Here is a 23,335-nt window from a genome sequence, read left to right on the forward strand (position 1 = left end):
GGGGGTGGGGGACCCCAGCTTGGTGCGGCGCCACCAACGACGTCCATGCCTCGGTCTAGACCAAACCTCTTCTTGGTCTAGACCATGCAAGTCCTTTGCGCGTCAGGCGCTTCCGCCGCCGCGTCAGTCCGGCATCACGGGCCGACGCTCCGCGTCACCCGGGCCCCGGCGCGGATGGCCTTGGGGATCTCGGCGACTTCGTCGACGACCTGCACGAGCCGGTCCAGATCCGAGGAGGACGCGGTCGAGTCCAGCGTCACCGAGTAACTGATGCCGGTCGACGCCCAGTTGTCGGTGTCGGGAGCATGAAGATGCCCGCCCACAGCGGGGTGTCCTCGAAGGCGTAGCCGTGCAGGGGCAGCCAGATGCCCTGCAGCCAGATGATGAGCATGAACTGCAGCCCGCCACGGGCGATCGCGGTCAGCAGCGCGGCCACGTTGCCCGCGGCGAACGCCCGGATCCTGAACAGGGCGAGGTTGAACATGGGCTCGGCGACGTGTGTCTCGACGTAGCAGAAGAGCAGCAGCAGGACGGCGCCGCCGGTCAGGCCCGCGAGGACCCATGGGTTGGTCCAGCCGGTGGCGTCGCCGCCGTAGGGCTGGATGCCGTAGGTGATGGCCGCCAGGAGGATTCCGGCGCCCGCGGCGAAGGTGAGGTTGCCGAGCCGGTCGACGCGGCCGGGACGGCCCGTCGAGGTCTCCCGGAGGCTGAGGTAGGACCAGATCGTGCCGGTGATGCTGATCGGGACGCTCACCCAGAACACGGCGCGCCAGTCGACGGCGGCCAGCAGACCGCCCGCGAGCAGCCCGAGGAACTGCCCGGCGAGCGCGGTGATCTGATTGATGCCCAGGGCCATGCCGCGCTTCCGGGCCGGGAAGGCGTCGGTGAGGATGGCGGCCGAGTTGGCCGTGAGCATCGAGCCGCCGAAGGCCTGCACGATGCGCCACAGGATCAGCCACAGGGCGCCCGCCCCGGCGTGGAAGGGGTCGAGGGAGAGCGCGACGGAGGCGCACGCGAAGATGAGGAAGCCGAGGTTGTAGATCCGTACCCGGCCGAACATGTCGCCGAGCCGGCCGAGCAGGACGACGAGCACCGCCGACACCAGCAGATAGCCCAGGATCATCCAGAGCAGATAGCCGATGTTGCCCGGCGCGAGCGGATCGAGGCCGATGCCACGGAAGATCGCCGGCAGCGAGATGATCACGATGGAGGCGTCCATGGTGGCGATCAGCACACCGAGCGTGGTGTTCGACAGCGCGACCCACTTGTAGCCGGGGCCCGGGGCAGTGTCCCTGTTCACAGCCGCTCCGCCAGCCGGTCCAGCAGCGGCAGGGCCGCCGCGAGCGTGGCGCGCTCCTCGGCGGTGAAGTCGTCGAGTACGGCCGCGAGGCGTTGCACCGACTCCGAGCGTCGCTCGGCCAGCACGGCACGCCCCTGGTCGGTCACCGCCACGATGCTCCGCCGCCCGTCCGCGGCGTCGGGGCTACGGCACACCAGTCCGCGTTGTTCGAGCTGGGCGAGGGTGCTCGCCATGGCCTGGGGGCGCACCCGCTCCATCGCGGCGAGGGAGGTCGGCGAGTCGGAGCCGTCCCGGGCCAGCCGCGCGAGCACGGACACACCGGAGAGGGTGACGTCCCCCACGGCGTGCGCCTGACGCAGCCGCCGTGCCACGCGGCCCAGGGCGAGCCGGAGTTCGGCCGCGAGTACTTCTGCATCCACCTTCATGGGTACTAACTCTAGATTTATCAGTCTGGACTGCTCAATCAATTGTTAGTAAATGCGGACATGCTGATCCCGTTTCTGATCGAATGATCGATATGCTTGAGCGCATCGTGCGACAAGCGGTCGGCGGACGGAAGCGGTGGGGACATGCGGGAGTCGGCGGACAAGCGGCAGCGGCGGATCGCGGAGACGGTGCGGGACCGGGGCGTCGCACGCATCACCGACCTGGCAAACGAACTGGGCGTCTCCGTCGTCACGGTGCGCCGGGACGTCGAGGAACTGGCCCAGCGGGGGGAGGTGCGCCGGGGCCACGGCGTGGCCCGTTCACTGCGACCGGTGCCCGAGAAGACCGCCGCAGGCGGCGAGGCCATCGCCATGGTGGTCCCCGAGAGCAACACGTATCTGACCGAGGCCGTGCAAGGGGCCCGGGAGGCGGCGCAGAAGGCCGGTCTGCGTCTCGCCCTGCACATCGCCGCAGGTCACGCCGGAGCTGAGCGGGAGGCGGTGCGCCAGGCGCTGGAGGCCGGGGCGCGCGGGCTGCTGCTGTCACCGCACTGGCGCACCCAGGAGGCGGCGACCGCGGACCAGTCGTGGCTGTCCGCGCTGGACGTCCCCACGGTCCTCGTCGAGCGTCGCCCCGAGCGGACCAGTGCGATCTACGGGGTGGACTGCGTGCGCACCGACCACGGGTACGGCGTTCACCTGGCCCTCGAGCATCTCGTGGCCCTCGGGCACCGGCGGATCGTGCTGGCGGCGCGCGACGACAGCCCCACCGCCCGGGTCATCCGCGCACAGTTCGCCGAGCAGACCGCGGCGCGGGGGCTCGCCGAGGGGTGCCGGACGATTCTCAGCTCGCCCACCGCGGGGCCCGACCCGCGTGTCGCCGACCCACGGGCCGTGGACCTGGCCCAGGTGGTCGCGGAGACCGGCGCCACGGCGGTGCTGATCCACGGCGACATGGACGCGCTGGTGCTGCTCCAGGGACTGCAGTCGGCGGGGATCCCCGTGCCGGGACGCTGCTCGGTGGTGGCGTACAACGACGTGGTCGCCGACATCGGCCCCGTCCCGCTGACCGCCGTCGCCCCGGCCAAGGCGGAGCTCGGCCGCACCGGAGTGGACCTGTTGCTGCGCCGGCTCGCGGGTGACCGCGACGGGTTGCGCCCGGGCCCTCCCCGTCATGTGGAACTGCTGCCGGATCTCGTGATCAGGCAGTCCACGGCGCCGCCCGCGTCCTGATCCCTGCCGGGGCCGCAGCAATTCTGATCGTTTGACCGATTGCGTTTCTTCTGTTCGTTCTCTTGACGCCTTTTTCGCCGAGCGATCAGGATGCCCATGACCCCAGCAACGACGCGGGAGGGCCCATGCCTGGTCAGCGACTCATACATGCGTCCGGCACTGCGCTGCTCGCCGTCCTCGCCTTACTGCTGACGTCCTGCTCCACCGCCACCGGCAGCGACACCGCGAAGGACGGACGACAGGTCCACCTCACCTTCTGGTCGGCACTGCGCGGCACCCAGCAGGTCGTCGACGAGTACAACCGCATCCAGAACAAGGTCAGGATCGACTTCCAGCAGGTCCCCTCCGGCCCCCAGGGCGGCTACGCCAAGCTCAGCAACGCCGCCCGCGCCGGCAACGCCCCCGACGTGGCCACCATCGAGTACCCGCAGCTGCCCGGCTTCGCCATCGACGGCGTGCCACGCGACCTCACCAAGCTGCTGCCCGACTCGGTACGCCGCAAGATCCTCCCCCAGGCCCTCGACCTCACCACTCTCGCCGGGCACACCTACGCCGTGCCGGTGGACATCGAGCCGATGATGTTCTTCTACCGCAAGGACGTCTTCACGAAGTACGGCATCCCCGTCCCCAAGACCTGGGCGGAGTTCGAGAGTGCGGCCCGCAAGCTGAAGAAGGCGCAGCCGAGCTCCCGGATCGCCAGCTTCTTCACCAACGGCTCCCTGCACATGGCCGGGTTCGCCTGGCAGGCCGGCGGCCAGTGGTTCCGCACCCCCCACGACACCTGGCAGATCTCCATGGCCGACGCCCCGACCCGCAAGGTCGCCGCGTACTGGCAGCGCCTGGTCGACCAGGACCTCGTACGCGTCGAGCCCGTGGACAGCCAGCAGTGGCGGGCGCATCTCCAGAGCGGCGAGACCGTCGGCTACACGGCGGGCGCCTGGGCGGCGGGCTCGCTGATGAACTCCACCCCCGACGGCAAGGGCAAATGGGCCATCGCGCCGCTCCCGCAGTGGGACCCGGCCAAGCCCTCCCTGGGCACCCAGGGCGGATCGACCTTCGTCGTCACCAAGGACAGCAACCACCCCACCGAGGCACTGGACTTCATCACCTGGATGGTCACCAGCCCCGACGCCCTGCGCGCCAAGCTCTCCAGCGGCATCAGCAGCGCATATCCGGCCGTGCCCTCCCTCGTCCCCGTCGCCCGCAAGGAGATGGACACGAGCTACTACTCCGGCCAGGACATCTTCGGCCTCTTCCAGCAGCAGGCCGCGCTGATCTCCCCCCGGTGGAAGTGGGGTCCGCGCATGACCTCCACCATCACCTCCGTCGAGGACGGCTTCGCCAAGGCCGGAGCCGGCAGCGGCACCATCATCGGCGCACTGCGTGAAGGACAGCGCCGAACACTCCCCGACCTCAAGAGCCTCGGCCTGTCGGTCACTACCCACTGAGGTGCACCCGTGAGCACAGTGATCTCCGAAGGGAAAGCCCGCAAGCGGACGGGGACGACATCGCAGGCAGCGAACGCGTCCCGGCCCCGCGCGGCAGGACGCCGACAGCAGATGGTCGCCTGCGCCGCGCTCCTGGCCCCGTTCACGGCACTGCTCGTCGCCGTGTTCCTGGTCCCCGTCGCCTACGCCATCGGCCTCAGCCTCTTCTCGCAGGACCACCACGGCCTCGGCTTCGGCGGCGGCACCACCGTCTTCACCGGCCTGCGCAGCTACCTCGCGGTACTGACCGACCCGAGCTTCGTCTCCGGCTTCGGCGTCATCGCCCTGTACTGCGTGATCTTCGTACCGGTCGTCGTGGTCAGCGCCCTCGTCCTCGCCCTGCTGCTGGACTCCGGACTCATCCGGCTGCGCCGCACCGCCCAGATGCTGCTGTACCTGCCGCACGCGGTGCCCGGCCTCATCGCCGCCGTCATCTGGCTCTACCTCTACACGCCCGGCCTCAGCCCGGTCATCAGACTCTTCGCACAGGCCGACATCACCATCGACTTCCTCGGGCTGCACACCGTGCTCCCGTCGATCGTGAACATCGCCCTGTGGAGCGGCCTCGGCTACAACATGGTGATCTTCTACGCCGCTCTCCAGGCCCTGCCGCGCGAGGTGATCGAGGCGGCACGCATCGACGGCGCCGGCGGCATCCGTACGGCCCTGATGGTCAAGGTCCCCATCATCAGGGGCTCGGTCGTGATGGTGTGCATGTTCGCCCTGATCGGCGCGCTGCAGCTGTTCACCGAGCCGATGCTGATGAACCAGGCCACCCCGATGGTCAACTCCCGCTTTACACCGAACATGTACATCTACGACGCCGCGTTCCGCCGCAACAACTACGGACTGGCCTCCGCGGCCTCCGTCATCCTCCTGATCGTCACCTGCGCCCTCTCGTACGGCGTCACGCGCTGGGCCGGCCGCCAGGAACGGAGCGCCCGATGACCGTGATCGCCACGCCCGCCAAGACCTCCGGCAGGCGCCTGACCAGCCGGGCCGTCGCCAGCACGGTGGTCGTCCTCGCGGCCCTCTACACGCTGCTGCCCGCCCTGTGGCTGCTGCTGGCCTCCACCAAGAACGCCGACGCGCTCTTCGGCAGCGACATCCTCTCCCTGCGGGACTTCTCCCTCTGGCACAACCTCCGCGACCTGTTCACCATGGAGGACGGCGTCTACGGCCGCTGGTACCTCAACAGCCTGCTGTACGCGGTCCTCGGCGCGTTCACCGGCTCGCTGATCAGCGTCGCCGCCGGCTACGCGTTCGACAAGTACGAATTCCCGCACAAGGAGAAGCTGTTCGGGCTCGTCCTGACCGGCGTCATGGTCCCGCCGACGGTCCTGGCCCTCCCGCTCTACCTGGTGGCCTCCGGCATCGGCCTGGTCAACACCTTCTGGGCGGTCTTCGTCCCCGTCCTGTTCAACCCCTTCGGTGTCTATCTCGCCCGCCTGCTCAGCAGCGGCTACGTCCCCAACGAGGTCCTGGAGGCCTCCCGCGTGGACGGCGCGGGTGAGCTGCAGACCTACTTCCGCGTCAGCCTGCGGATGCTCGGCCCCGGCTTCGTCACCGTCTTCCTCTTCCAGCTCACCGCCATCTGGAACAACTTCTTCCTGCCCATGGTGATGCTCTCGAACCAGCACCTGTATCCGCTCAGCCTCGGCCTCTACACCTGGAACAGCTCCGCCACCGTCTCGCCCGAGTACTACCCGCTCGTCGTCATCGGCTCGCTGCTCGCCGTGGTCCCGCTGATCGTCGCGTTCCTCACGCTGCAGCGCTACTGGAAGTCCGGTCTGACCGCAGGGAGCGTCAAGTGACCCACCCCGACGGCCCGTTGCGCCGTCCACGCGCCGTGCTCGCCATGGCGCAGAGGACCGCGCGACAGGTCCTCGACCCGGACGTACGATCCCGGCTCGCCGCCCTCACCGACATCGATCCGGACCTCGTCCTGGACGACCTCACCACCCCCACCGCACGGAGCGCACTCGCGGATGCCGAACTGCTCATCACCGGCTGGGGCTGCCCGGCCGTCGACACCGCGGCCCTCGACGCCGCGCCCCTGCTCAAGGCGGTCGTCCACACCGCCGGCACCGTACGTCACCACATCACCCCCGCCTGCTGGGAACGCGGCCTCACGGTGTCCTCGGCGGCCGCGGCGAACGCCGTGCCGGTCGCCGAGTACACCCTCGCCATGATCCTGCTCGCCAACAAGCGCGTCCTCGACACGGCCCGCGTCTACCGCACCGAGCGCCGCCGCATCGACTGGAACGAACGCCTCCCCGGCGCGGGCAACTACCGCCGTACGGTCGGCATCCTCAGCGCCTCGATCATCGGCCGCCGCGTCATCGACCTGCTCCGCCACCACGAACTGACCGTGCTCCTGCACGACCCCTACGTCTCGGACACCGAGGTACGCGACCTGGGTGCGGAGCCGGTGGGCCTGCCCGAGCTGTTCGCCGAGAGCGACGTGGTGAGCGTGCACACCCCGCTGCTGCCCGAGACCCGCGGCCTGGTCAGCCGCGAGCTGCTGGCCCGGCTGCGCACGGGCGGCACACTGATCAACACCGCGCGCGGGGCCGTCGTGGACCAGAAGGCCCTCACCGACGAGGTGGTGTCCGGCCGCCTGAACGCGATCCTGGACGTGACGGTCCCCGAGGTACTCCCCGCCGACTCACCCCTGTTCGACCGCCCCAACGTCCTCATCACCCCACACATCGCCGGCTCGAAGGGCGGTGAGCTGCGCCGCCTCGCCGATCTGGCGCTGGCCGAGGTCGAGTCGTACGTCCACGGTCGCCCCTTCACCCACCCCGTCCGCCCCGAAACCCTGGCCCGCCTCGCCTGACATCGCCCCAACGAACAGGAGACGTGGTCCCGCCATGCCCGACCACCCGCTCGAACTCCCCGCGGACGACCGCACACTCAGCCCGCACACCGGCTACACCCGCGCCCACTGGGAAGCCGCCGCCGACGGCCTGCTCACCGGCGCCCTCCGCTACGCCACCCCCGGCCACGCCCTGATCGACCTGCCCGGCCGGCCGTCCCGGTCAGGGGTGCGCTCCGACGGACTGGAGGGCTTCGCGCGTACGTTCCTGCTCGCCGCGTTCCGTACGACGGGAGCCGCCGGCAAGGATCCGCACGGCGTCCTGGAGCGCTACACCGCCGGCCTCGTGCGCGGCACCCGCACCCCCGGCCGCGACGACGCCGAGTCCTGGCCGGAGATCGGCCATCACGGCATCCAGGGCCAGCCGATGGTGGAGTCCGCGTCCGTGGCGCTGGCCCTGCGCCTGACCGCGCCCTGGACCTGGGAGACCCTTTCCGCCGCCGACCAGGACCGGGTCGAGCAGTGGCTGCGCGGAGCGCTCAGGCACACGCCCGCCCCCAACAACTGGTACCTCTTCCCGCTGACCGTCGCCGGCTTCCTGGAGTCCGTGGGCCGGGGCGACGCCGAGACACGGCAGGCCGTCGACCGCGGACTCGGCCTGCTGGAGGGCTGGTACCAGGGACAGGGCTGGTACTCCGACGGGGACGGCCGCGCCTTCGACCACTACAACGGCTGGGCCCTGCACTTCTACCCGCTGCTCCACGCCCACCTCGCCGGCGACCGCATGCTCCTCGACCGACTCGGCCCGCGGCTACGGGAGTTCCTCGACGGCTTCGCCCTCCTCTTCGACGCGAACGGCGCCCCGATCCACCACGGCCGCTCCCTGACGTACCGGTTCGCCGCCGTCACCGCCGTGGCCCTCGGCGCCCTCACCGGCATGACACCGCTCGCCCCCGGCGTCACCCGCCGCATCCTCAGCGGGGCACTGCGCCATTTCCTGGACCGTGGCGCGGCGGCCCCGGACGGCATCCTCACCCTCGGCTGGTACGGCCCGCACGAAGCGACCCTCCAGCCCTACTCCGGACCCGGCTCCCCGTACTGGGCCTCCAAGGGGTTCCTCGGCCTGCTGCTCCCACCCGAGCACCCGGTGTGGACGGCCATCGAGGAGAGGGCGCCGGCCGAGGGTCCCGACCGCGCACTCGCCCTGCCGGCCCCCGGTCTGCTCCTCCAGACCACGGGCGCCGACGGCCTGAGCCGCCTGCACAACCACGGCAGCCACAAGCTCGACTCCCGCGAGCCGGAGCGCGCCCCCGGCAATCCCCTCTACGCCCGCCTCGCCTACTCCACCCGAACCGGCCCGACCAGTGTCGCCAACGCCCCCGACAACCACATCGCGCTCGAGTCGCGTGGCACCCGCAGCGCCCGCATCCGCGTCAACCCCCTTGCCCACGGCCCCGACTGGCTCGCCTCCTGGCACCGCCCGGTCTTCCCCGAGAGGGGCCCTGTCCTCCCGTCGGCCAGGATCGAGAGCCTGACCCTCGTGCACCGCAGACTCGAACTGCGCGTACATCGCGCCGTCGGCGTCCCGCCGGGAACACTCATCCACCACAGTGGCTGGGCCGTCGCCCTGGCGCCCGAAGCCGCGGTGGACACCGGTCAGAACGCGGAACTTCGTCTCGACGGACCAGAGGTGTCGAGCCAGTTGATCGGCCTGCACGGCTGGCAGACACAGCGGGTGGTCCGCGCACCGCAGGGAACGGCGTACGGCCCCTGGGCCCTGGTACCCGAATTGACCGGAACGGTAGGGGAGTCGGACGCCGACACGGTCTTCGTGGCACTGGCCTCCCTCACGGGCGAACCGGACCCGGCCCCGCTGTCCGGGCAGGCCACCGCCTTCACGGGTGGTCTCGCCGTCACCGTCACCTGGGCCGACGGCACCCGAACAGTCATCGACTTCGGAGCCGACGGTCGTGATGGTCCCTCGGTCACGGATCACGAGCCGTCATGACGCTTCGCCTGGGACTGTGCTCCGTCACACTGCGCCACCTCGACGTGCCCCGCGTCCTCGCGGCCGCGGTCGAAGCGGGCCTGGAGTGCGTCGAGTGGGGTGCCGACATCCATGTACCGGCGGGCGACGAGGCCGTCGCCGCCGACGTCCGCGCCGCAACCGAGAAGACCGGGCTGGCGGTCTCCTCGTACGGCTCGTACTACCGAGCCGGGCACAGTGATCCCGCCGCCTTCGACGACGTCCTCCGCTCGGCCGTGCTGCTCGGCGCACCCCGCATCCGGATCTGGGCGGGCGCCACGGGCACCGACGAGACGTCGCCCGAAGGCAGAGCGGCCGTCATCAGGGACACCCGGCGCGTGGCGGACCTCGCGGCCGTCCGCGGCGTCCAACTCGCGTACGAGTTCCACCGCAACACCCTCACCGACGGCGCCGACCGCACCCTCGGACTGCTGAGCGACGTGGGCCATTCCCCTGTACGCACCTATTGGCAACCGCCGCTCGACATACCTGACGCGGAGACACTCGGCGGCCTCGACACCCTGATCGACCAGGTCGCCGCCGTGCACGCCTTCTCGTGGTGGCCGGGTACCACCCGGCACCCCCTCCCGGTCCGTGCCGACCTGTGGCGGGCCGCCCTCGCCCGACTGCGCGGGCACGGCCACCCACGGGACGTCCTCCTGGAGTTCGTCCCCGACAACGACGAGAGAGTACTGACCCGCGAGGCCCGGTCCCTCCGCTCGCTGACCGACCTGCCGCGAAAGGCGGGAGCGAATCGATCGAGTCGGTGGTCGGGTCAACTGCCGTGTCTCTAGGATGTATTGCCTGGTGCACCGGTGCGTCGGGTCCGGTGCGGGAGTGGGGGAGACGATGGAGTCCGGGAAGCGGATGTCGACCAAGATCGATGCGACGGTTCCCACGGCCGCGCGCATGTACGACCACTACCTGGGCGGCAAGGACAACTACGCCGTCGACCGCGCCGCCTGCGAGGAACTGGACAAGGTCGTCCCCAGCACACGGGCGCTGGCGCTGAACAACCGGCGTTTCCTGCAACGGGTGGTCGGGACCCTCGCGCAGGAGTACGGCCTGCGCCAGTTCCTCGACCACGGCTCGGGGCTGCCGACCCAGAACAACGTGCACCAGGTGTCGCAGCGTATCGACCCGGCCTCGCGGGTGGTCTACGTCGACAACGACCCGATGGTCCTGGTGCATGGCAGGGCCCTGCTGGAGCAGAACGAGCGCACCGCGGTCATCCAGGCCGACATGCGGGACACCGACACGATCTTCTCCCACCCCGACACCGAGCGGCTGATCGACTTCTCACAGCCGGTGGCGGTCCTGTTCAACTCGGTGTTCCACTGCATCCCGGACAGCGACAGCGAAGGACCGCAGGCGGTGGTGCGACGGGTGGTCGAACGCCTCGCGCCCGGAAGCTGCCTGGTGATGTGCCAGCTGGTCAGCGAGGACAAGGAAGTGCGGGACTTCGTCACCGACTTCATGGCCCAGGCCACGCAGGGGCACTGGGGCCGCGTGCGGCAGGAGAAGGACGTCGCCGAGTGGTTCGAGGGCATGGACGTCCTGGAGCCGGGACTGGTGGAAGTGTCCACCTGGCGGCCGGACAACGAGGTGGCCCCGCGCCAACTCACCCAGGAGTGGATCGAGTTCGGCGGAGTCGGGCGACTCAGGTAGCGGGGGCGAACCCGTGTGCGGGGCGCGGGGTCACCCGGCCCCGTACCGCCGCTCGGCCGTCTCCCGGAGGAGCTTGAGGGATTCGCGGGGATCGAGGGCCTCGTCGGCGAGCCGGTCCAGGGCCACCCGGTACTCCTCCGTCTCGTCCCGGTCCTCCAGGAACGTGGCGCTCCTGATGTGCTCGAGGTAGACGATGTCGGGCAGATCGAGCCCGCCGAAGCGCAGATAGGTCACCGGTATGGCCGGCGCGGACGCGTTCGTCACGTCCAGGGGGACGATCTGGACGGTCACATGCGGCTGTCGCGCCATCGCGATCAGGTGCTCCAGCTGCTCCCGCATCACCTCACCGCTGCCCAGGACGCGCAGCAGCACCGACTCGTCGACGATCGCCCACAGCTGGGGCGCGTCGGTGCGCTGCAGCAACTCCCTTCGGCGCATGCGGAGTTCGACACGCCGTTCCACCTCGCGGGCCGGCGCGCACGGCAGTCCGCGCTCCACCACCGCACGGGTGTAGGCCGGAGTCTGCAGCAGACCGGGAACGTACTGGATCTCGAACGTACGGATCGCCAGGGCCGCCTCCTGCAGCCCCACGAGCCGGTCGAACCATTCGGGCATCAGCCGCTTGTCGAACCGCTGCCACCAGCCCGGCTCCCCGGCGCGCCGCAGCAACTGCAGCAGCACCGATGTCTCGTACTCGTCCGCCTTGTACAGGTCGAGCAGGGCCCGCACGTCGGCCTCGGTCGGCGGGCGCCGGCCCTTGCCCGCCTCGATGCGGGACAGCTTGGCCGGGCTGAACCCCACGGCGCGGGCGGCCTGTTCCTGCGCGAGCCCCGCGTCCTCGCGGATTCCCGTGAGCTGGACCCCGACCAGCATCTTCAGCAACGTCGGGGCGGGCTCGGTGCGATTCAGATACGGTTCGAGGCGGGAGACGCGCGGTGACTCGGAGGACATCCTGACTCCCGGTGGGCAGATGACGACAGGGTGCATTATCGCATCGCACGGCCCATTGTCGCGTCCGTCGGCGGAACCCGTGTGCCGACTGCCGGGTCACACGAGGTGATCGAACTCCCCGTCCTTCGCGCCGGCCAGGAAAGCGGCCAGCTCGGCCGGTGTGTAGACGAGCGCGGGCCCGTGCGGATCACGGGAGTTGCGCAGCGCGATCTCTCCGCCGGGCAGGGCGGCGACCTCGACGCAGTTGCCCTCGGCGTTGCTGTGGCGGCTCTTGAGCCAGTCCACGCCCAGTGAACTCGCCCGTATCCCGTTGTGGACTGACGGCACGTCATACTCCTTGCCCGCGTACGACCATCCCTCGGTGCACGCAATTTCCCGTGAAATTGCACGGAACTGCTCTCGGCATGGATAATAGCCAAGGCATCAACCTCCGTGCTGATGTCCCGTCCTGACGTCCTCTCAGGGAGTCGCTGTGTCGTTACCCGCGCACCCGGCAACCCTGTCCGACTTCGCCGCCACGCTGCGTCTGTCCGGCACCCGCCAGGGGTGCGCCCAGGCGCGTGAGTTCACCGAACGCACCCTCAGCCGCTGGCAGTTGGATCACCAGCGCGACGACGCGCTGAGCATCGTGACCGAACTGGTCTCCAACGCCCTGCTGCACGCCCGACCGCACGACGCGGCCGGTGAGGCCGATGCCGAGGTCCTGCTGAAGCTGACCCTGCGGGGCCCCCATCTGCTGTGCGCCGTCACCGACTCCGGCAGCACCCTGCCGACCTGCCCGCAGACCACCCTCCCGCTCGACGAGCACGGTCGCGGCCTACGGATCGTCGACGCTCTCGCCGAACACTGGGGCTGGACCCGCCACGCCCTCACGGGCAAGACCGTCTGGGCCATGCTGCCCACCGGGCGGGGCACCTGGCGCGAAGGCGCGGCGACGGCCTGAGGCGATGAACACATCGGTGAGGCACGACCAGCCGCCCACCTCGCTCGGCGACGTCACCCGGGTGCCGTGGCGCGAGATCCAGGACACCACCGGCTCCGCCGCTGCCATCCCCTTCCTGCTCGCCGCCCTCGCCTCGGGCGACGACGCCGCCGCGCGCACCGCGCTGTACGGACTGCGCAACCGGATCTGCCGGCACGGCTTCGTCGTCGACGAGGCGACGGCCGTCACCGTCCCCTTCCTGTGGGACCTCGCCCAGCGCCCCCAGGTCACCTGCCGGGCCCAGATCCTGCGCCTGCTGCGGAACATCGCCGTCACCCGCCAGTGGGAGAACACGGCTGCCGCCTATCCCAAACTGCGCCGCCGCCACGGCGACCACATCGCGTGGGAAACCGCGGCCCGTCAGGCCGTCCACGCCCACAGCATCGCCATCGAACGCCTGCTGAACGAGGGGGACGCCGAACTCGTCCACGCCACCGAGGAACTCGCCTCCGCGCTGGCGGCTCCGCAGACGGAGCACCCGCCGCGCTGAGCCACGCACGGCGCAGGTCTCAGGTGTGGAGCCTTCCTCGGGCTTGACGGTCGGTTCGCCGCTCTGTATGTACATGCCAGAGATTTGGTATGGGCCAATTCTGTGCAGCCTCACGCGGGGTTCCACGTAGTCCTTCCCCAAGCGGGGGTGCGCGGGTGGGAGCCCGGTCCGCTGCTCAGTGAGGCGCACTGAGCGCGGGCAGCGGCGCGTAGGTGGGCCGCCGCTGACACGGACAGCGTTGAGTGCGGGGTGCCAGAGACTGTGGGGTTACTCTGTGCCCACCGTCCGCAGCGCGGCCAGGACCAGCGTGCGGGTGACGGTGATGACCTCGGCGAGACGCACCTGTTCCTGCGGCCCGTGTGCCCACCGCACTTCGCCAGGCCCGTACTGGAGCGTGGGGATGCCCTGAGCGCTGTACAGACGCAGGTCGCTCCCATATGGCGCGCCCTGCTCACGCGGTGGCCTGCTGCCGGTGATGTCGGCGTGGGCGTGACCGACCAGCGTCGCCAGGGGGTGGCCGTCCGGCATCCGTCCGCTGGCGAACTGACCGCCGGGCCAGGTCACCGTGGCCGGGTGAGCACGCAGCCAGGGATCGGCGGCGCAGGCTTGGGCGATGCAGTTCTCCAGTTCCGTGCGGGCGTCGGCCGGGTCCTCGTCCAGCCGGACGCCCACTCGTCCCTCGGCCACGAGGAGGTCGGGGACGCTGCTGGCCCAGTCGCCGGCGTGGACCGTGCCGACTGACAGCGGGTAGGGGATGGGGTAGGCGGCCATCAGTGGGTGGGGATCGGAGTTGCGGGCGGTTTCCAGACGGTCCAGTGCGCGGTGGAGGGGGAGGTAGGCGTCGAGGGCGCTGACCCCTGCGTAGCGGGTGCTGCCGTGGGTTGCCTGGCCGGGGACTTCGATGCGGAAGGTCAGGGCTCCTGCGTTCGCTGTCATCAGCGTGCCGCTGGTCGGCTCGGCGATGATGCAGGCGTCGGCGGTGTGGCCGCGCCGGAGCGTGCCGAACGCGCCGAGTCCGCCGTCCTCCTCACTGACCACGAAGTGGGCGGCGAGACGGCCGCGCAGTCTCACCCCGGCGGTGCGGATGGCGGTCAGGGCCGCGAGCGCGGCCGCCAGCCCGGCCTTCATGTCACAGGCGCCGCGGCCGTGGACGATGTCGCCCGTGACCCGGGGTACGAACGGGTCGCCGGCCCAGCGCGCCCGATCGCCGGGAGGCACGACGTCGACATGGCCCTGCAGGACGAGGGTCGGTCCGTCGCTGTCGTCGCGTGTGCTTCCCACCAGTCCCCACGCCTCGTCTCGCGGGGCCTCGGCGCCCGGGTAGGCGGGGTCCGCGCGCAGTTCGGGCAGATTCATGGACCACAGGTCGACGTCGAGGCCCAGCCGCTGGAGATGCCGGGCCAAGAGGTGCTGCAACTCGGATTCGGCAGCGCTGCCCGTCACGCTCGGCACAGCCAGCAGTTCCAGCAGCGTCCGGGCGACGGCGGCTTCGTCCACCGCAGCCAGCGCGGCGGCTTCGGCATCGCTCAGGGATGCGGTCATGGCAGTACTGCTCCTGGCAGATCGACGTCAGGTCGATCCGGACACTATGGCCGCCTTCGGGCGCAAACAATCTCCATTTCCTCCTATCTGTTAGCGATTACTTGCAATATCAGGGGTGTTCTGGTGGATCATTGCGCTCTTGATCGTTTGCTGAGCGCTCCGGAGGCGTGCGTGGACCCCATCGATGAAGCGGTCATCCGCTGCGTGCAGCAGAACGCGCGGGCCACGTACGCCGAGATCGGCAAAGCCGCCAACCTGTCGGCGTCGACAGCCAAACGACGGCTGGACCGACTCGTCGCCACCGGCGCGATCCGCGGTTTCACGGCCGTTCTCGATCCGCAGGTGCTCGCATGGCGGACCGAAGCGTTCGTCGAGGTCTACTGCCGAGGCAACCCCACTCCCGCGGAGCTGCGCCGGGCCCTGGAGGACGTCCCAGAGGTCGTCGAGGCATGTACCGTTTCGGGTGCCGCGGACGCTGTGCTCCACCTTCTCGCCGAGAACATCACGCACCTGGAACAGGCCATCCAGCGGGTCCGCGCGACCGAGCCGGTCGAGCGCACGGAGAGCGTCATCGTTTTGTCCCGGCTGATCAAACGGCCGTATCTGTGACAGCCGACGCCCGCTTGGGTGCGTGCGGCGACAGGCTGTCGTTCAGGTGCCGGATGACACCAGGAGGCGCACATATACGCGAAGTAAATCGTGACATGCCGTTGATATCGGATTTAGATGCAGATCACCCGCAACGGGGCGGCCGCTCCTGAGCGGTGGTGTGGGCACGTCGGCACCGGCGGACCCGCGGATGGCCGTCGCGAGTCGGACCGTGTCACCGGCGACGGCTTCAGGGCCCCACCGGAACTCCCGCCCAGAGGGCGTGCCCGCGGAGACGTCGGGGCCGGACACGATCCCGTTCAGGGTGATGCACAGGATCTGTCGCGTCGAGCCGGAGAACCCGAACAGCTACGGCTTGCGCGTGTCGTAAACGGACGCTCTCGTGCAGGAACACGACCTTCCTGCTCACCGGAGAGTGCGTGGGTGTTGCCGGTGATCTCGGGGAGGCGCACACCGCCCGGTTCGATGTCACGGACAACACCGACCGTCCTCGGCATCGGCGACCGGCGCCGCCGGACCGATCGGGTTCGTTGCGCCGAGCGCGCCCCAGTCGGCGCGCCGGCCCACTCGTGCGCTTCAACTGCCGCTCACTGGCTCGGCTTTGAGGGTGTTGCTGGTGGGGCCGATCTGGTGGCGCGTCGGGACTCCCTCCACTCCTGGCCGTTACCGCTGTCCCCGACTGTTCCTGACAGTGGTGAGGGCCCCGGCGTTCACCACCCGCCGGGGCCCTCACCGTTCGCTACAGGGTCAGATCGTCGCCGTGTCGATCACGAAGCGGTAGCGGACGTCGCTCGCCAGGACCCGCTCGTACGCGTCGTTGATCTCCGAGGCGCTGATCAGCTCGATCTCCGAGCCCAGGCCGTGCTCGGCGCAGAAGTCCAGCATCTCCTGAGTCTCCGGAATTCCGCCGATGCCGGAGCCGGCGAGGGTCTTGCGGCCGGCCATCACCGAGAACAGGTTCAGCGCGACGGGCTCCTCGGGGCCGCCCACGTTCAGGAACGCGCCGTCCGTCTTGAGGAGGGAGAGATAGGCGTCCAGGTTCAGGGGGGCGGAGACCGTGGACAGGATGATGTCGAAGGTGCCGCGCAGCTCCGTGAAGGTGGCCTCGTCGCTGGTCGCGTAGTAGTGCGAGGCGCCCAGCTTCAGGCCGTCCTCCTTCTTGCGCAGCGACTGCGACAGTACGGTCACCTCGGCGCCGAGCGCGTGCGCGATCTTGACGCCCATGTGGCCGAGGCCGCCCATGCCGACGATGGCGACCTTCTTGCCGGGGCCGGCGTTCCAGTGCCGGAGCGGGGAGTACGTGGTGATGCCGGCGCAGAGGAGCGGCGCGGCCACGTCGAGGGCGAGGCCGTCGGGAATACGGAACGTGTAGTTCTCGTCGACGACGATCTTCTCGGAGTAGCCGCCGTAGGCCGGCTCACCGTTCTTGTCGAGGGCGTTGTAGGTGCCGATGGGACCCTGGTGGCAGTACTGCTCCAGGCCGGCCTCGCAGTTCTCGCACTCGCGGCACGAGTCGATCAGACAGCCGACGCCCACGCGGTCGCCGACCGCGAACTTGGTGACACCGGAGCCGACCGCCTCGACGACACCGGTGATCTCGTGGCCGGGGACCATCGGGAAGATGCCCTCGCTCCAGCCATCGCGGGTTTGGTGGATGTCGGAGTGGCAGATACCGGTGAACTTGATGTCGACCAGGACGTCGAACTCGCCGACCTCACGGCGCTCGATGGTGGTGCGCTCCAGCGGAGCCTTGGCGGAGGGGGCGGCGTATGCGGCGACAGTGGTGGTCATGCCGGGAGTTCTCCTCTGGGGGGATTCGCGCCCGGCCGCCTTCAGACCGGGTGCGTCGATCAGTCTGCCGAGCCTTTGCGCTGTCACCCAGGCCACGCTTCTGCGTACCCCTGCCGGGCCTGCCACTGGCAGGGGCAGGCTGGCATCTTGTGCGGCCGGGAATAATGGACCGCATGGACGAACATTCCGAATCGGTGTCTCCGCCGGATGCCTCCGGCAACACCGGCGGGGCCCTGGACCGGCGTGCCGAGCTCAGCGACTTCCTGCGCACCCGGCGGGCTCGGCTCAAGCCGGAGGACGTGGGGCTGCCGGACTTCGGACGGCACCGCAGGGTGCCGGGGCTGCGCCGCGAGGAGCTGGCCCAGCTGGCAGGGGTGTCCGTCAACTACTACACGAGGCTCGAACAGGGCAACGGGCTGAATGTCTCCGCGGAGATCCTCGACGCCATCTCCCGCGCCCTGCGGCTGACGGACGCGGAGCACGCCCACCTCACTCACCTCGCCAAACCGAAGCGGCACAAGAAGAAGCAGCCTGTGCGGACCCAGGTCGTACGCGGGGCGCTGCGGCAGTTCCTCGACACGCTGGACGACGTACCGGCGTACATCGTCGGGCGGCGTACGGACATCCTGGCGTGGAACGCGATGACCGCGGCGGTTTTCGGGGACTGGGCCGAACTGCCGCCGCAGGAGCGGAACTGGGCGCGGCTGACGTTTCTACGGCCCGAATACCACGACCTGATCATGGACTGGGAGCAGCGGGCGATCGACATCGTCTGCCATCTGCGCATGGACGCCGGCTGCTATCCGGAGGACGCGAGGCTGTCCGCGCTGGTGGGTGAGCTGTCGGTGAAGAGCGAGGAGTTCCGGCGGCTGTGGGCGACCCACGACGTCAAGGAGAAGCACCACGGGGTGAAGCGGTTCCGGCATCCGCTGATGGGTGAACTGACCCTGAACTTCGAGTCGTTGAGACTCCCGGACGACAGCGACCAGATGCTGATCGTCTTCCACGCGGAACCGGGGTCACCTTCGGCGGAGGCGTTGCGATTGCTGGCCAGCTGGGGTCGGGACGCGACGAAGGCGGGAGCGGGTTCCTGACCAGGTCTGCGCCCCCGGCGATGGGGCCGAGACGGGCGCGGGGGAAGGCGGTCGCTCCGAGAGCGCGCCAGTCGCGCTTCACCCCGAGGGCCACAGATTTCACCAGATGAGGAGAACCCATTCATGCCCACCCTTGGCTTCATCGGCAGCGGCAACATCGGCACGCGGATCGCCCGGCTCGCGATCGCGGCGGGTCTCGACGTCGTTCTGTCCAATTCCCGTGGCCCCCAGAGCCTGGCCGAGAAGGTCGCGGAACTCGGTGAGCGCGCCCGGGCCGCGACGCCCGAGGAGGCGGCGCGGGCGGGGGACTGGGTGGTGGTGAGCATCCCGCTCGGCGCCTACCGACTGCTACCGGTGGACGCGCTGGCGGGCAAGGTCGTGCTCGACACGATCAACTACTACCCGTTCCGCGACGGGATCTTTGAAGCGCTCGACTCGGGCAGGACCACCACGAGCGAACTCGTCCAGGAGCACTTGGTCGTCGCGAAGCTCGTCAAGGCGTTCAACAACATCGGCGATCAGCACATCCCGGCGCTCGCCCGTCCTGCGGGAGCCGCCGATCGCACCGCTCTGCCGATCGCCGGCGACGACCCCGAGGCGAAGGCGAGCGCCGCCGACCTGATCGACCGGCTGGGCTTCGACACCGTCGACGTCGGGCCGTTGGCCGAGAGCTGGCGCTTCGAGCCGGAGACCGCCGCTTACACGACGGCCTACTTCGCCGACCCCGACGCGGCGAGGACCTTCCTGGCCGAGCTGGGCGAGGAGATCCGCTCCGGCGGGCCGGTGCGGGCCGTGCCCCCCAAGGATCCGGGCGCCTCGCTGCCCGCGCACCGGCTGCGCACCCTGCTGGCCGAAACGCCCCGCGTACTCACCGCCGACCGCCTGTTGTGCTGACTCCGTCCCTCGCGCGCCCCGCCGGAGCGTCAGGGCCCGTTTGCGCCGAGACGGCGCGCCCGCGCCGGGGATCATGCCCGGACGGACTGCGCCAGGGGCATGACATCACGGACGGGTGCGCGGACGTCTGGCGGGACCCGTGGACACTCGGCGAACTCACCGCCGCGTACGCGATCCGAGGGCTGGCGCCGCCACGGATTACCGGACGGGACGTCACCGGCTGAGGCTTTCACCACCTGGGCGGGCGGACCAACCCGCAGCAGCGCTCCGGGTGACTGCCGGCACCGTCCGACGGCTTCGACCGTGACCGAGGAACCCTTCGCTCAGCTCGAGTCCCGTGACAATCCTCCGGAAAAGGCCGACACCGGTGCTGCTCGGTGTCGGCCTTCTCGCTCCGAAAAATGGTTCAGGTCAGGACTGACCTGACGGAACTACTGGAAGTCGCAGCCTGGATTGGGGGCGTCCTCGGAAAACGGCGCGCCGTGCGGCAACACATAGAGGACGTCCAGGACCAGTGGAGTGGTCCCGAGGTTGCGGCCGATGTGAACGTGGTCGGAACCACTCATCTCCGTGATGGTGCTGCCTGCCTTGTAGACGCCGTCGGATGCGCAGGTTGATTCGAAGTGGCTGAGGGTGCCCTGCTTGACGAAGCCGTACAGGGTTCCGTCGTGGTAGTGCCACCCCGTGCTCTGCCCCGGCGGGATGGTGATCTCCCGGAGGATGTAGTCCGTGTCGCCGATCGTGGTCTGCGAGATCACTGTGGCCTTGACTCCCGGGCCGGGGGGAGTGGCTTGGGCGGACCCCGCGACGAGCGACGAGCTGAGGGCTACGACTGTTATCAGCCCTGTGCGGAGTAGGTTGCGCATCGGTAGCCTTTCCAGGGGGAAATGAGGCAGACGCCCCGACTGTGGAACATGCCCCTCGCTGCAAGGGGACGTGTTCGTGCCGCAAACAATGCCCATCGCTGATGCGTCCCGGCTCCTGCGCCACCCCAAAGCCCGGATGGAGTGCGGGACTTGGTCATCCAGTCGGTGCGGGTTCCTGTGCCCGGCAGAGCACCGCGCCGTGGTTTTCCTGCGCGGCATGCCGCGCAGGTCGGCGGGGCGTCTCCGTGGACTGGACATGGCAGGGCCTCGGGCAGGCTGCACCGAGCTAGGGATTGCTTGACTTACTCAATCTTATAGAGGGTTGTTTGCTTTAGACAAGTCGCTATCGGGGGTGTGGACGGGGGCGCCTTCGTCAGGGCGCCGCCGATGAGCTCCAGCAGTTCGGGCTCGCCGTTCAGGACCCGGCGCGAGAGCAGCTTCGCGCCGTCCGGCGTCCATGACCGCACAGTGGTGGAGCGCCTTGCCGATGTCGGTTCCTGCCCAGTTCTCGGCCACATGAGTCTCCGGCCGTTGGATGCGCACGGCTCATTCGGACAACATCGTCGGCGCGGTCCTGCGCGATGATCACCCCATCGGGGCGCGCAACTCCTCATCGGTGGTCGAGTCGTCGTTGGTCCGGGCAGCCAGGTAGGGCGAACCATCGTGGGCAACCAACCACAGGCCATACCCGGATCAAGGGATCTTGCGCTTCATGCGACAGGCCATCCGGCCCGCCGACAACGTAGACCAACCACCAACCCCGATTGTCCCTTGACCAGTTGCGGCCATGGCCGTCCCAGCGGGCCTGGGCGTCGATAACCCGGCTCTGCTCATCGTTGGGGAGATCGAAAGCGAGTGGAGGGTGAGCGATCAGAGCCGGACGCTCGTGCGCGTCGCGGTCGCGCCCGTCAACAGCGACGTGACCGCCGGGATGTGTTTCCTCGACCGTGCGGTGGGTGTCCTCGTGCCCACCTACTTGAGCGCAAGGCTGCACTGATCAGCGGGGTTCACGGACTACGGCGACGCCTCCGGGTGGGACGGTGACACTGCCCGTGATCGGTGTGGCGGTGAGGAGTTCGGTGCCTTCGGCGGGTACGTCGGCGCCCTTGCCGGTGTGGTCGATGAGGAAGAGGTAGTCGGCTTCGGCGCCGCGGCGTCGGACGACCTCGATGCCCGCGGGTGCCTGGTGCTCCGGTGTGATGCCGGCCTCCTGGTGTATGCGGTGGAGGAGGGCGGCGAGGGTGTCCTGGTCGGGGTGGGTGCCCAGATACCAGGCGGTGCCATCGCCGTGCCGGTGGCGCGTGACGGCGGGGTGTCCCGCCAACGGCCCGTCGGCGTAGGCGGCGACGGCCTGCGCGCCGGTGAGCCGTATCCGCTCCGACCACAGGTCGGCGGTGGCGGCCGCGGGCACGTCGCCGGTCAGGCTGGTCGTCTCGCCCGGCAGCAGGGGGAAGAGTTCGTCGGTGATGACACCGAGGACGTCGCGGAACGCGCCGGGGTAACCGCCCAGGTACACATGACAGTTCTGGTCGACCATGCCGCTGTGGAAGCCGACGGCCAGGGTGCCCCCGCGTTCGGCGTACTGGGCGAGGTTCGTCGCGGCCGCGTCCGTCACCAGGTACAGCGACGGCGCCAGGACGAGTTGATAGCGGTCGAGCTCAGGGTCGTCGGGGCGGACGAAGTCGACGGAGACCCCCGCCCGCCACAGGGGGGTGTACCAGTCCCGAACCAGGTCCTGGTAGCGCAGTTCGCCACTCGGCTGGGAGGGCAGTTCCAGTGCCCACCGGGCATCCCAGTCCCATACGATCGCCACCTGTGCCGCGACGGTGGAGTCCCGCACCTCCGCCAACGCCCGCAGATCCGCGCCCAGTTGGACGACGTCCCGCCAGATCTGGCTGTCCGTGCCTGCGTGCGGGAGCATCGCCGAGTGCCACTGCTCGGCGCCCGCCTTGGCCGCACGCCACTGGAAGAACGCGATGCCGTCGGCGCCGCGGGCCACGTGTGCGAGCGCGTTGCGGCGCATCTCACCGGGCCGCTTGGCGCGGTTGACGGGCTGCCAGTTGACGGCGCCGGTCGAGTGCTCCATGAGGAACCACGGCCCGCCCGCGAGCGACCGCATCAGGTCGCCGTGGAGGGCGATGTCGATCTCGGCTTCCGGGTCGTCGGACATCAGGTAGTGGTCGTTGGAGAGGATGTCCAACTCCGGTGCCCAGCGCCAGTAGTCGAGGGCGTCGATGGTGCGCAGGACCAGGAAGTTGGTGGTCGCGGGGGTGTCCGGCGTGGCCCGGCGCAGCACCTCGCGTTCGGCCGTGCACAGGGAGAGCAGTTCGTCGGAGCAGAATCGGCGCCAGTCGAGTTGGTGGGTGGGGTTCGGGGGAGCCGCGGTGGCGCGGGGCGGCAGGATCTGGTCCCAGTCGTAGTACCACTGGCTCCAGAAGGTGGTGCCCCAGGCGTGGTTGAGGGCGTCCAGGTCGTCGCCGTAGTGGGCGCGCAGCCAGGTGCGGAAGGCGGCGGCGCTGGTGTCGCAGTAGCAGGCGTCGTTGTGGCAGCCGTACTCGTTGTGGACGTGCCACATGGCGACGGCCGGATGGGCGGCGTAGCGCTCGGCGAGGGCCCGGGCGATGCGCAGGGACGCACGGCGGTAGGCGGGGCTGGACGGGCAGAACGTCTGGCGGCTGCCGTACGACAGCCGGTGCCCGTCCCGGTCGACCGGCAGCGCCTCCGGGTACGCCTTGAAGAACCAGGCGGGCGGGGCCGCGGTGGGGGTGGCCAGGTCGGCGGCGATGCCGTTCTCGTGGAGCAGGTCGAGGATCCGGTCCATGCGGGAGAAGTCGTAGACGCCCTCGGAAGGCTCCAGCAGCGCCCAGGAGAAGATGCCGACGCTGACCATGGTCACGCCCGCTTCACGCATCAGGCGCATGTCCTCTGCCCAGACGTCCTCGGGCCACTGCTCGGGGTTGTAGTCACCGCCGTAGGCGATGCCGGGAACGCGAAGACGGCGTGCGGTGCTCACAGGTGGGTGCTCCGGGAGATGTGTAGGGGAGGAGTGGCAAGAGCGGCTGTTTCAGCCCTTGTTGGCGCCCAGCGTCAGCCCGCTGACGAACTGCCGCTGCAGCACGAAGTACACGATCAGGGTCGGGATCGCGGTGAGCAGGGCGC

General features: G+C 69.7%; 22 protein-coding genes and 2 pseudogenes. 14 read left to right on the top strand and 10 right to left on the bottom strand.

Annotation, left to right across the window (positions count from 1 at the left end; translation table 11 throughout):
* Nucleotides 1-134 precede the first annotated feature (134 nt).
* The 3 genes and pseudogenes from ACWC09_RS31400 to ACWC09_RS31410 all read right to left on the bottom strand — a co-directional run bounded on the left by ACWC09_RS31400 (nt 135) and on the right by ACWC09_RS31410 (nt 1,725).
* Entirely contained in the window at nt 135-260 is a 126-nt protein-coding gene (locus tag ACWC09_RS31400) for a hypothetical protein (protein WP_450854289.1), read from the bottom strand.
* Nucleotides 261-298: 38 nt separating this feature from the next.
* A pseudogene (locus tag ACWC09_RS31405) lies at nt 299-1,300 on the bottom strand (MFS transporter); the annotation flags it as partial.
* On the bottom strand, nt 1,297-1,725 hold the full coding sequence (locus tag ACWC09_RS31410) for a MarR family winged helix-turn-helix transcriptional regulator (RefSeq protein ID WP_450854290.1): 429 nt from the start codon (nt 1,723-1,725) through the stop codon (nt 1,297-1,299). The gene ACWC09_RS31410 and the pseudogene ACWC09_RS31405, both read right to left, overlap by 4 nt.
* A 144-nt stretch (nt 1,726-1,869) precedes the next feature.
* Between ACWC09_RS31410 and ACWC09_RS31415 the strand changes: the two genes are divergently transcribed.
* The 8 genes from ACWC09_RS31415 to ACWC09_RS31450 all read left to right on the top strand — a co-directional run bounded on the left by ACWC09_RS31415 (nt 1,870) and on the right by ACWC09_RS31450 (nt 10,957).
* Nucleotides 1,870-2,958 carry a LacI family DNA-binding transcriptional regulator gene (locus ACWC09_RS31415; RefSeq protein WP_450854313.1) on the top strand — a complete coding sequence of 363 codons (1,089 nt, stop codon included), beginning with the start codon at nt 1,870-1,872 and terminating at the stop codon, nt 2,956-2,958.
* Nucleotides 2,959-3,083: 125 nt separating this feature from the next.
* Complete coding sequence (locus ACWC09_RS31420; RefSeq protein WP_450854291.1) at nt 3,084-4,406, top strand: ABC transporter substrate-binding protein; 1,323 nt, start codon at nt 3,084-3,086, stop codon at nt 4,404-4,406.
* A 21-nt stretch (nt 4,407-4,427) separates the two neighbouring features.
* The gene (locus ACWC09_RS31425) at nt 4,428-5,393 is read left to right on the top strand and encodes a carbohydrate ABC transporter permease (RefSeq protein WP_450854314.1); all 966 of its coding nucleotides are present in this window, start codon (nt 4,428-4,430) and stop codon (nt 5,391-5,393) included.
* The gene (locus tag ACWC09_RS31430) at nt 5,390-6,259 is read left to right on the top strand and encodes a carbohydrate ABC transporter permease (protein ID WP_450854292.1); all 870 of its coding nucleotides are present in this window, start codon (nt 5,390-5,392) and stop codon (nt 6,257-6,259) included. Before ACWC09_RS31425 ends, ACWC09_RS31430 begins: the two co-directional genes overlap by 4 nt.
* Nucleotides 6,256-7,284 carry a hydroxyacid dehydrogenase gene (locus ACWC09_RS31435; RefSeq protein WP_450854293.1) on the top strand — a complete coding sequence of 343 codons (1,029 nt, stop codon included), beginning with the start codon at nt 6,256-6,258 and terminating at the stop codon, nt 7,282-7,284. The genes ACWC09_RS31430 and ACWC09_RS31435 overlap by 4 nt, the downstream gene beginning before the upstream one ends.
* A gap of 34 nt (nt 7,285-7,318) precedes the next feature.
* On the top strand, nt 7,319-9,271 hold the full coding sequence (locus ACWC09_RS31440; RefSeq protein ID WP_450854294.1) for a DUF2264 domain-containing protein: 1,953 nt from the start codon (nt 7,319-7,321) through the stop codon (nt 9,269-9,271).
* Entirely contained in the window at nt 9,268-10,083 is an 816-nt protein-coding gene (locus tag ACWC09_RS31445) for a sugar phosphate isomerase/epimerase family protein (protein ID WP_450854295.1), read from the top strand. Before ACWC09_RS31440 ends, ACWC09_RS31445 begins: the two co-directional genes overlap by 4 nt.
* 55 nt (nt 10,084-10,138) lie before the next feature.
* Complete coding sequence (locus tag ACWC09_RS31450) at nt 10,139-10,957, top strand: SAM-dependent methyltransferase (RefSeq protein ID WP_450854296.1); 819 nt, start codon at nt 10,139-10,141, stop codon at nt 10,955-10,957.
* A 30-nt stretch (nt 10,958-10,987) separates the two neighbouring features.
* On the opposite strand, the gene ACWC09_RS31455 is transcribed toward ACWC09_RS31450, so the two are convergent.
* Both ACWC09_RS31455 and ACWC09_RS31460 read right to left on the bottom strand, forming a co-directional pair.
* Nucleotides 10,988-11,908 (bottom strand): helix-turn-helix domain-containing protein, encoded by a 921-nt coding sequence (locus ACWC09_RS31455; protein WP_450854297.1) that lies wholly within the window; start codon nt 11,906-11,908, stop codon nt 10,988-10,990.
* Nucleotides 11,909-12,004: 96 nt separating this feature from the next.
* Nucleotides 12,005-12,235, bottom strand: a complete 231-nt coding sequence (locus tag ACWC09_RS31460) for a DUF397 domain-containing protein (RefSeq protein WP_450854298.1) — start codon at nt 12,233-12,235, stop codon at nt 12,005-12,007.
* A 145-nt stretch (nt 12,236-12,380) separates the two neighbouring features.
* Between ACWC09_RS31460 and ACWC09_RS31465 the strand changes: the two genes are divergently transcribed.
* Together ACWC09_RS31465 and ACWC09_RS31470 are read left to right on the top strand one after the other, a co-directional pair.
* A complete protein-coding gene (locus ACWC09_RS31465; RefSeq protein WP_450854299.1) occupies nt 12,381-12,851 on the top strand; it encodes an ATP-binding protein in 471 nt (156 codons plus the stop codon).
* Between the two features lie 4 nt (nt 12,852-12,855).
* Complete coding sequence (locus tag ACWC09_RS31470) at nt 12,856-13,380, top strand: hypothetical protein (protein WP_450854300.1); 525 nt, start codon at nt 12,856-12,858, stop codon at nt 13,378-13,380.
* Nucleotides 13,381-13,647: 267 nt separating this feature from the next.
* Here ACWC09_RS31470 and ACWC09_RS31475 read toward each other — a convergent pair whose 3' ends face one another.
* Nucleotides 13,648-14,922: an ArgE/DapE family deacylase gene (locus ACWC09_RS31475; protein WP_450854301.1), complete on the bottom strand. Its 1,275-nt coding sequence runs from the start codon at nt 14,920-14,922 to the stop codon at nt 13,648-13,650.
* A 171-nt stretch (nt 14,923-15,093) separates the two neighbouring features.
* Between ACWC09_RS31475 and ACWC09_RS31480 the strand changes: the two genes are divergently transcribed.
* A complete protein-coding gene (locus ACWC09_RS31480; protein WP_450854302.1) occupies nt 15,094-15,531 on the top strand; it encodes an Lrp/AsnC family transcriptional regulator in 438 nt (145 codons plus the stop codon).
* Nucleotides 15,532-16,278: 747 nt separating this feature from the next.
* On the opposite strand, the gene ACWC09_RS31485 is transcribed toward ACWC09_RS31480, so the two are convergent.
* Entirely contained in the window at nt 16,279-17,322 is a 1,044-nt protein-coding gene (locus tag ACWC09_RS31485) for an NAD(P)-dependent alcohol dehydrogenase (RefSeq protein WP_450854303.1), read from the bottom strand.
* A gap of 173 nt (nt 17,323-17,495) precedes the next feature.
* Here ACWC09_RS31485 and ACWC09_RS31490 point away from each other — a divergent pair, with 173 nt between their 5' ends.
* Nucleotides 17,496-18,416 (top strand): helix-turn-helix domain-containing protein, encoded by a 921-nt coding sequence (locus ACWC09_RS31490; RefSeq protein WP_450854304.1) that lies wholly within the window; start codon nt 17,496-17,498, stop codon nt 18,414-18,416.
* Nucleotides 18,417-18,539: 123 nt separating this feature from the next.
* Nucleotides 18,540-19,310: an NADPH-dependent F420 reductase gene (locus ACWC09_RS31495; RefSeq protein WP_450854305.1), complete on the top strand. Its 771-nt coding sequence runs from the start codon at nt 18,540-18,542 to the stop codon at nt 19,308-19,310.
* 431 nt (nt 19,311-19,741) lie between these two features.
* Here the strand turns inward: ACWC09_RS31495 and ACWC09_RS31500 are convergent, their stop codons facing one another.
* The gene (locus tag ACWC09_RS31500; RefSeq protein ID WP_450854306.1) at nt 19,742-20,176 is read right to left on the bottom strand and encodes a cupin domain-containing protein; all 435 of its coding nucleotides are present in this window, start codon (nt 20,174-20,176) and stop codon (nt 19,742-19,744) included.
* 862 nt (nt 20,177-21,038) lie between these two features.
* Between ACWC09_RS31500 and ACWC09_RS31505 the strand changes: the two genes are divergently transcribed.
* Entirely contained in the window at nt 21,039-21,173 is a 135-nt protein-coding gene (locus tag ACWC09_RS31505; RefSeq protein ID WP_450854307.1) for a hypothetical protein, read from the top strand.
* On the opposite strand, the gene ACWC09_RS31510 is transcribed toward ACWC09_RS31505, so the two are convergent.
* Both ACWC09_RS31510 and ACWC09_RS31515 read right to left on the bottom strand, forming a co-directional pair.
* The gene (locus tag ACWC09_RS31510) at nt 21,174-23,189 is read right to left on the bottom strand and encodes a beta-galactosidase (protein ID WP_450854308.1); all 2,016 of its coding nucleotides are present in this window, start codon (nt 23,187-23,189) and stop codon (nt 21,174-21,176) included.
* Between the two features lie 51 nt (nt 23,190-23,240).
* A pseudogene (locus tag ACWC09_RS31515) lies at nt 23,241-23,335 on the bottom strand (carbohydrate ABC transporter permease); the annotation flags it as partial.

The organism is Streptomyces sp. NPDC001617, from assembly GCF_053596855.1.

What these genes read in the sequence shown, in the direction of transcription:
- ACWC09_RS31440 (WP_450854294.1), top strand. Translation starts at nt 7,319, where the DNA reads ATGCCCGACCACCCGCTCGAACTCCCCGCGGACGACCGCACACTCAGC.
- ACWC09_RS31455 (WP_450854297.1), bottom strand. Translation starts at nt 11,908, where the DNA reads ATGTCCTCCGAGTCACCGCGCGTCTCCCGCCTCGAACCGTATCTGAAT.
- ACWC09_RS31490 (WP_450854304.1), top strand. Translation starts at nt 17,496, where the DNA reads ATGGACGAACATTCCGAATCGGTGTCTCCGCCGGATGCCTCCGGCAAC.
- ACWC09_RS31420 (WP_450854291.1), top strand. Translation starts at nt 3,084, where the DNA reads ATGCCTGGTCAGCGACTCATACATGCGTCCGGCACTGCGCTGCTCGCC.
- ACWC09_RS31445 (WP_450854295.1), top strand. Translation starts at nt 9,268, where the DNA reads ATGACGCTTCGCCTGGGACTGTGCTCCGTCACACTGCGCCACCTCGAC.
- ACWC09_RS31470 (WP_450854300.1), top strand. Translation starts at nt 12,856, where the DNA reads ATGAACACATCGGTGAGGCACGACCAGCCGCCCACCTCGCTCGGCGAC.
- ACWC09_RS31410 (WP_450854290.1), bottom strand. Translation starts at nt 1,725, where the DNA reads ATGAAGGTGGATGCAGAAGTACTCGCGGCCGAACTCCGGCTCGCCCTG.
- ACWC09_RS31485 (WP_450854303.1), bottom strand. Translation starts at nt 17,322, where the DNA reads ATGACCACCACTGTCGCCGCATACGCCGCCCCCTCCGCCAAGGCTCCG.
- ACWC09_RS31500 (WP_450854306.1), bottom strand. Translation starts at nt 20,176, where the DNA reads ATGCGCAACCTACTCCGCACAGGGCTGATAACAGTCGTAGCCCTCAGC.
- ACWC09_RS31475 (WP_450854301.1), bottom strand. Translation starts at nt 14,922, where the DNA reads ATGACCGCATCCCTGAGCGATGCCGAAGCCGCCGCGCTGGCTGCGGTG.
- ACWC09_RS31450 (WP_450854296.1), top strand. Translation starts at nt 10,139, where the DNA reads ATGGAGTCCGGGAAGCGGATGTCGACCAAGATCGATGCGACGGTTCCC.
- ACWC09_RS31430 (WP_450854292.1), top strand. Translation starts at nt 5,390, where the DNA reads ATGACCGTGATCGCCACGCCCGCCAAGACCTCCGGCAGGCGCCTGACC.
- ACWC09_RS31415 (WP_450854313.1), top strand. Translation starts at nt 1,870, where the DNA reads ATGCGGGAGTCGGCGGACAAGCGGCAGCGGCGGATCGCGGAGACGGTG.
- ACWC09_RS31495 (WP_450854305.1), top strand. Translation starts at nt 18,540, where the DNA reads ATGCCCACCCTTGGCTTCATCGGCAGCGGCAACATCGGCACGCGGATC.